We start from the raw sequence: 6,587 nt of genomic DNA on the forward strand, positions 1-6,587 counted from the left end.
GTCGGGAGCTATTTCGATGCCCCGCGCGTTGTACCGGTGAAGCGAAGAAAGGACCGTCATGCTCGCTCTGTTCGTACTCTATGTCGTGGTCGAGGTCGCAGCGCTGGTCGCCGTAGGAAGCGCGCTCGGCGTGCTCTGGACCGTCGTGCTGCTGATCGGTGGATCGCTGGTCGGGTCACTCCTCGTGCGATCGCAGGGCAGACGTGTGTTGGACGGTCTGCAGCGGGCATCGCGAGGCGAGCGATCGGCCGGCGGTGCCGTGGCCGACGGCGCTCTCTTCGCCGCAGGGTCGGTCGCGATGTTCGTGCCCGGCCTGGTGACCACGGTGATCGGGTTGCTGCTGTTGATCCCGCCGACCAGGTGGCTACTGCGCCCAGCGGTGATGTGGGCCGCCGCGCGCTGGTTGCCACAGGTCGCTACCGCCACCCGGCGCATGCGCCCCACCGTCATCGACGGTGAGATCCTCGACGATCGCGTCGACGACTCCGCGCGAGCATCGAGCGCATCCGGTTCTGCGCCGATACTCGAGGGACAGGTGATCGAGGCCGACCGCTTCGATCCCGCAGCCGGGGATTTCCGGAAGCCACACCGGTAGGGGCAGACTGGTCGTTCGTGACCACCGAATTGTTCTGCGGCGGACGGATCTACAGTCCGATGGCCTCCGACGCCACCGCCATGGCCGTGACCGATGGAATCGTCAGCTGGATCGGTGAGGACCGCACCGGGCGAGCGCTCCATCCAGGAGTCCGCATCACCGACTTGGCGGGCTCCTTCGTGGCACCGGCGTTCGTCGACACTCACGTGCACGTCACCGATCTGGGTCTGTCGCTGATCGGACTCGATCTGTCCGGCTGCACTTCGCTCGAACACTGCATGCGGGTGCTCGCCGAACACACATCGTCGTCCGCGGACGCACTGATCTGGGGACACGGCTGGGACGAAACCGGGTGGCCCGAACATCGTGCACCGTCCACAGCCGACCTCGATGCTGCAGCTCCTGGTCGTCCGGTGTATCTCACTCGCATCGACTCGCATTCGGCCGCCGTCTCGACGCCGTTGCGCGTCGCCGCAGCCGGTATCGAATCCGTCACCGGCTTCTCGGAGCAGTCCCCGCTCACCGCTGCCGCGCATCACCTCGCGCGGCAGACAGCGCGGTCGATGATCACGCCCGACACCCGAAATCGGGCACGAACGGCTGCGCTCGACAGTGCTGCGGCGCAGGGAATCGTCGCAGTCCACGAATGTGCCGGTCCGATCGTGTCGGGTATCGACGACTTCCGTGAACTGATGGCCACCGAACACGGGGTGGAGGTTCGCGGATACTGGGGCGAGCTGGTCGAGACGGCCGAGCAGGCGCGGCAGCTGCTCGGCGACACCGGTGCCCACGGACTGGCCGGCGACATCTTCGTCGACGGCTCGCTGGGGTCGCGGACCGCGTGGGTGTCGTCGCCCTATGCCGACGGCTCCGGATCGGGCGTCCAGTACGAGGACGTCGATGCGATTGCCGCACACATCTCGGCGTGCACGACCGCCGGGACACAGGCGGGTTTCCACGTCATCGGCGACGCGGCTGTGTCGGCTGCCGTCACAGCGTTCGAGCGGGTGGTGGCCGAGCTCGGAACTCCTGCCGTCGCCGCGTGCGGGCATCGGCTCGAACATCTGGCGATGGTCGCACCCGAACAGGCCGACAAATTGGCCTCGTGGGGCGTCATAGCCAGCATGCAACCGATGTTCGATGCCCTGTGGGGTGGTTCGGACGGGCTGTACTCGGCGCGACTCGGCGCAGATCGTGCGTCGGCGCTCCATCCGTTCGCGCGCCTGGCGTCGGCGGGGGTGGCGCTCGCATTCGGTTCGGATGCGCCGGTCACCCGACTCGATCCGTGGGCGACGATCAGAGCCGCGGTCAACCACCGCACGCCGGGCAGTGCCATCTCGCCTCGGGCCGCTTTCTCTGCCAGTACCCGCGGAGCGTGGCGTGCGGGCGGAGTCCGAGACGGATTGGCGGGAACGTTGGTGCCGGGAGCGCCCGCGTCCTTCGCGGTGTGGGAGGTCGACGAACTCGTCGTCCGAGCGCCCAAGGACAGCGTGCAACGCTGGTCGACGGACCCCCGTGCGGGGGTATCTCCGTTGCCGGGTCTCGACCCGTCGTCCACGAGCCCACAGTGCTCGATGACCGTCCATCGTGGGCAGGTCATCCATGAGAAGTGAGTCCGCCTCGGGTGTCGGGGCCGGGGCCTCGTCGGCGGGGCGACTACGACGAGCCTCGATGTCCACTGCACTCTCCGTTGCCGGTGGTGCCCTGATATTCGCGAGCTTTCCTCCTCGAACCCTGTGGTTTCTGGCACCGCTCGGGATCGCGCTGCTGGCCCTCGTCCTGACCGGCTTCGGCGGCCGACGTCCGTTGTCGCTGAAAGCGGGATTCGGCTACGGCTGTGCCGCCGGACTCGGATTCTTCGTTCCACTGCTCCCGTGGATCGGTGTCTACGTGGGACCGATGCCCTGGCTGGCGCTCGCCGCCGCCGAGTCCGTCTTCGTCGGCTTGTTCGGAGTGCTCGGTGTGGTCGCAGCACGGAGTGCCTGGTGGCCCGTGTCGATGGCATTGGCCTGGAGCCTGACCGAGTGGCTTCGGTCCAGTGTTCCCTTCGGCGGTTTCCCGTGGGGCCGGTTGGCGTTCGGACAACCCGAGGGCTGGCTGCTTCCCTTGGCGAGCATCGGGGGTGCACCGTTGCTCGGTTTCGGTGTGGCACTGACCGGAACCGGAACGGCCGCGCTGCTGGTCGCGAGCAGTCGGCGCGACGGAGTGCGTTCGTTCCTCGGACCGGTCGCCGCCACGACGGTCGCGTCCATAGCGGCCGTGGCGCTGCTACCCACGCTGCACAGCAACGACGCACCGGAAGGCGACGAACGGACCGTGACGATCGCAGCCGTCCAAGGAAGCGTTCCGCGTCTGGGTCTGGACTTCAACGCACAGCGGCGAGCGGTGCTGGACAATCACGTCCGTGAAACGATGAGTTTGGCCGCCGACGTCGAGGCAGGCAGGCAACCTGCCCCGGATCTCGTCGTGTGGCCCGAGAATGCGTCCGACATAGATCCATTGAGAAATGCCGATGCCGCAACTCTCATCACACAGGCGTCCGTGGCTGTGGGGGCTCCGATTCTCGTCGGGACCGTACTCGTCAATGCCGATGGCACGAACACGAATTCGGTGATTGCGTGGAACGGTACGGACGGGCCCGGTGAGCGGCACGACAAGAAGATAATTCAACCGTTCGGCGAATACTTGCCATTCCGAAGTTTTTTTCGATTGTTCTCGGAATATGCCGACCGAGCGGGTTATTTCGTTCCCGGTAACGGAAACGGAGTCGTCCGCACCGGGGGAATAGCAGCCGGAATAGCGACCTGCTACGAAGTCGCATTCGACCGTGCCCTCGAGGAATCGGTCCGATCGGGCGCGGAGTTCATCGCAATTCCAACCAACAACGCGACCTTCGGCGACACCGAAATGACCTACCAACAACTCGCGATGTCCAGGGTGCGCGCCGTCGAGCACGGAAGAACTGTCGTGGTGGCCGCCACGAGTGGTGTGAGCGCGATCGTGGCACCGGACGGAGAGGTTCTGCAGGATTCGCCACTCTTCACTCCCGACGTGCTGGTTTCCAGTGTTGTACTGCGACAATCCCTCACCGTCGCGACACGAATCGGCTTCGGATCGGAACTGGTGTTGTGTCTGGCAGCAGTCGCAGCCCTCGGCGCGACGCTCGTGGTCGGGCGCCGCCGCTCCGCCTCCTGAAACAATCGTCGAGTCGGTAAACGGCGGGTCGATCAGAACAACAGGTCCGATACGGGTCGGACAATGCTGTGCGACGCGGCGTGGGCAGTCATTCGTTCGACCGAATAGCGCCTGTTCGGGTAGCACTCGGGGTCACTTCTGTAACAGGCTGAAGTCGGCGATCGATGGTTCTTATGATTACCGCACAAAAGAATCCTGCCGATGTTGTATCTTTGTAAGCCGCTGGGATGCTCGACGCGGAATTTCGGGTCGGCTTTCGGCGGTTGGCCAACGGTCTCGCGTGTGCATGTGAGTGCAGCACGAACGCCGACGTGGTCGAACGTGTCGTACGCCTGGTGGGGAGGGGAGTTCATGTCGGACAGGACGTCGAATTCGAGAGTCACCACACACTCGGTTCGCGAACTCGAGGTTGGTTCTCCTCGGTAGAACCGAACCATTTCCCTGTTTCAATCCAGTGGGCCGTGCGCGACGAATCGATACGACGGCATATCACCACCGAACGTGTGTGAATCGACACGAACGCAGACCAGAACGGAAGCCAGAATTGCTCAATCGCGCGCACAGGCCGCCGCGGCTCGACAGTCCGAACCGAACCGAGGTCTCCGGGTCCACCGACCCGATGTCGGCCATCGTGACCGTGCCGTCGAAGGGCAAGTGAATGCGCGCAGCAATTTCCGGTGGGTCTCAGACGCCCCCGTCCGGCCCCGGCTTCGAGAACGGTTTCCCGCTGTCGTCCGCTCAGCGCGGCATGTGGTTCGCTCAGCAGCTTGCCCCTGACGTCCCGGTCTGTATCGCACAATATGTCGACCTTCGCGGCAACCTCGACATCGGCGTTCTGCAAGAGGCCTCGGCTCAGGCCGGACACGAGTTCCAGTCCGCATATCTCCGACTGGCCGAGGTGGACGGCGAACCCGTACAGCTGGTCGATCACTCCATCGACCAGTCGGTGCACTACCTCGATCTGCGTGATGCCGAGGACCCGATGGCGTCGGCGCTGAGGTGGATCGACGAGAACTACGTCAAGCCCGTCGACATGGAACACGATCCCCTCGTCGACAGTTGGATCATTCAGGTCGAGGACGATCGCAACCTCTGGTACAGCAAGATTCACCACGTCGCACTCGACGGCTACGGTGCCATGACTCTCGTCAACCGGACCGCCGCGCTGTACACAGCGGCCGTCGAACACGTCGAGCCTGCTCCCAACAAGGCGGCCGAGCTTCGCCGACTCTACGAGCTCGATCAGGAATACCGGACGTCGTCGCGCTTCGAGTCCGACAAGGCGTACTGGACTGCTCGCGCCGCGGATATCCAGGACGGAGCTTCTCTGTCCAACACGGCCGGTCGCACGATTGCTGCCAGCAAGTTGCGCAGCGTCGCTCTCCCGGAGGACGTCGTCGCCGAGCTCGAGGCGTCCGACGCGACCAAGGGTGGAACCGCGGCTGCGGTGTTCATCGCCGCTTTCGGCTGCTACCTCTCGCGAATGACCGGGCGAGAAGACGTCTCGGTCAACATCCCGGTGTCCGCGCGCACCACCGCGTTGCTTCGCCGATCCGGTGGAATGCTCGTCAACGTCGCCCCCATTTCGATCCACGTGCCCCAGGACGCGACCGTCGGCGAGCTGGTTCAGCAGGTGCAGCTCGAACTGATGGGAGCGCTGCGGCACCAGCGCTTCAGCATCGAGGACATTCGGCGCGAGCTGGCGGCCTCGGGTAGTGACAAGCAGCTGTCCGGCCCGATGGTCAACATGATGCTGTTCCATCAGCAGATCGAACTCGGGTCGATCGTCGGCGAGTTCAACATCGTGACCTCGGGTCCGGTCGAGGACCTCCTGGTCAACGTTTATCAAAGCGGATCTCCGGCCCGGACGTTCGTCGATTTCAGGGCCAACCCCAACCGGTACGACGACGACGACCTCACCGCGCACCACTCGAGCTTCGTCGACATGGTGGAAGCCTTCATCGCGGCCGGGCCCGAGACTGCTGTTCTGGACGTCCATCCGGTCAGCGCACGCGAGGGCCAGCGCCGGCGGCGCGCTGCAACCCAGCTCGCCTACTGGACCGACCGGCTCGCCGATGCCCCCGATCTCCTCGATCTTCCGACCGACCGCTCGCGCGCCTCGCACATCGGTCACGTTCGCGCATCCCACGAGGTGACGATCGGATCCGAAACGTGGTCCGGAGTGACTCGATTGGCGGCAGAACGTTCCACGACGCCGTTCGTGGTCCTCGAATCTGCTCTCGCCGTGTTGCTTTCGCGACTGGCGAACACCGACGACCTGGTGATAGCCGTACCCGCGGGTCACGGAAACACCGTCGCGCTACGAAGCCGACCCGACGTTCGGCAGTCGTTCACCGAATTCGTCGATGCGTCCGCAGCCGACTTCGATGCGGCGATGGCACACGGTGACACGTCGTTCGACGACGTCGTTCAGGCCTTGAATCTGCCTCGAACGGAATCGCACAGCCCCCTCGCTCAGGTTGCGCTCCGGTTCGGTCCGTCCGCACTGCCGCGTGACGGAGTCGGCATGGATCTGGTCGTGACCGTCGACGAGTCCGATTCTGTCACCGTCGTTTTCGATTACGCCACAGAACTGTTCGATGCCGCGAGCACGGCTCAACTCGCCCGTCGCCTCGTCCGCGTTCTCGACACATCGACCAACGAGCCCGATCTGCCGATAGGCGACGTGGATCTGCTGTCCACCGCCGAGCGCGCGCGCCTGGCTCCGGTTCGTGGTCCGCGGTCTGTGGTGGGTGTGGTGTTGCCGGAGTTGTTGGCTGGTGCGGTGGGTGTTGCT

4 protein-coding genes are annotated in these 6,587 nt (G+C 64.9%); all 4 read left to right on the plus strand.

From position 1 onward, the window contains the following. Window positions 1-58 precede the first annotated feature (58 nt). Window positions 59-595: an FxsA family protein gene (locus R3P95_RS03725; RefSeq protein WP_149405762.1), complete on the plus strand. Its 537-nt coding sequence runs from the start codon at window positions 59-61 to the stop codon at window positions 593-595. 59 nt (window positions 596-654) lie between these two features. Then, a complete protein-coding gene (locus tag R3P95_RS03730; protein WP_394855384.1) occupies window positions 655-2,208 on the plus strand; it encodes an amidohydrolase in 1,554 nt (517 codons plus the stop codon). A 58-nt stretch (window positions 2,209-2,266) separates the two neighbouring features. Continuing rightward, window positions 2,267-3,790: an apolipoprotein N-acyltransferase gene (gene lnt / locus R3P95_RS03735; RefSeq protein ID WP_317547305.1), complete on the plus strand. Its 1,524-nt coding sequence runs from the start codon at window positions 2,267-2,269 to the stop codon at window positions 3,788-3,790. 658 nt (window positions 3,791-4,448) lie between these two features. After that, on the plus strand, window positions 4,449-6,587 hold a 2,139-nt coding region (locus tag R3P95_RS03740), incomplete at its 3' end, for a condensation domain-containing protein (protein ID WP_317547306.1).

The sequence above is a fragment of the Rhodococcus cercidiphylli genome, from assembly GCF_033042225.1.
Lineage (GTDB): Bacteria > Actinomycetota > Actinomycetes > Mycobacteriales > Mycobacteriaceae > Rhodococcoides.

What these genes read in the sequence shown, in the direction of transcription:
- R3P95_RS03730 (WP_394855384.1), top strand. Translation starts at nt 655, where the DNA reads ATGGCCTCCGACGCCACCGCCATGGCCGTGACCGATGGAATCGTCAGC.
- lnt (WP_317547305.1), top strand. Translation starts at nt 2,267, where the DNA reads ATGTCCACTGCACTCTCCGTTGCCGGTGGTGCCCTGATATTCGCGAGC.
- R3P95_RS03725 (WP_149405762.1), top strand. Translation starts at nt 59, where the DNA reads ATGCTCGCTCTGTTCGTACTCTATGTCGTGGTCGAGGTCGCAGCGCTG.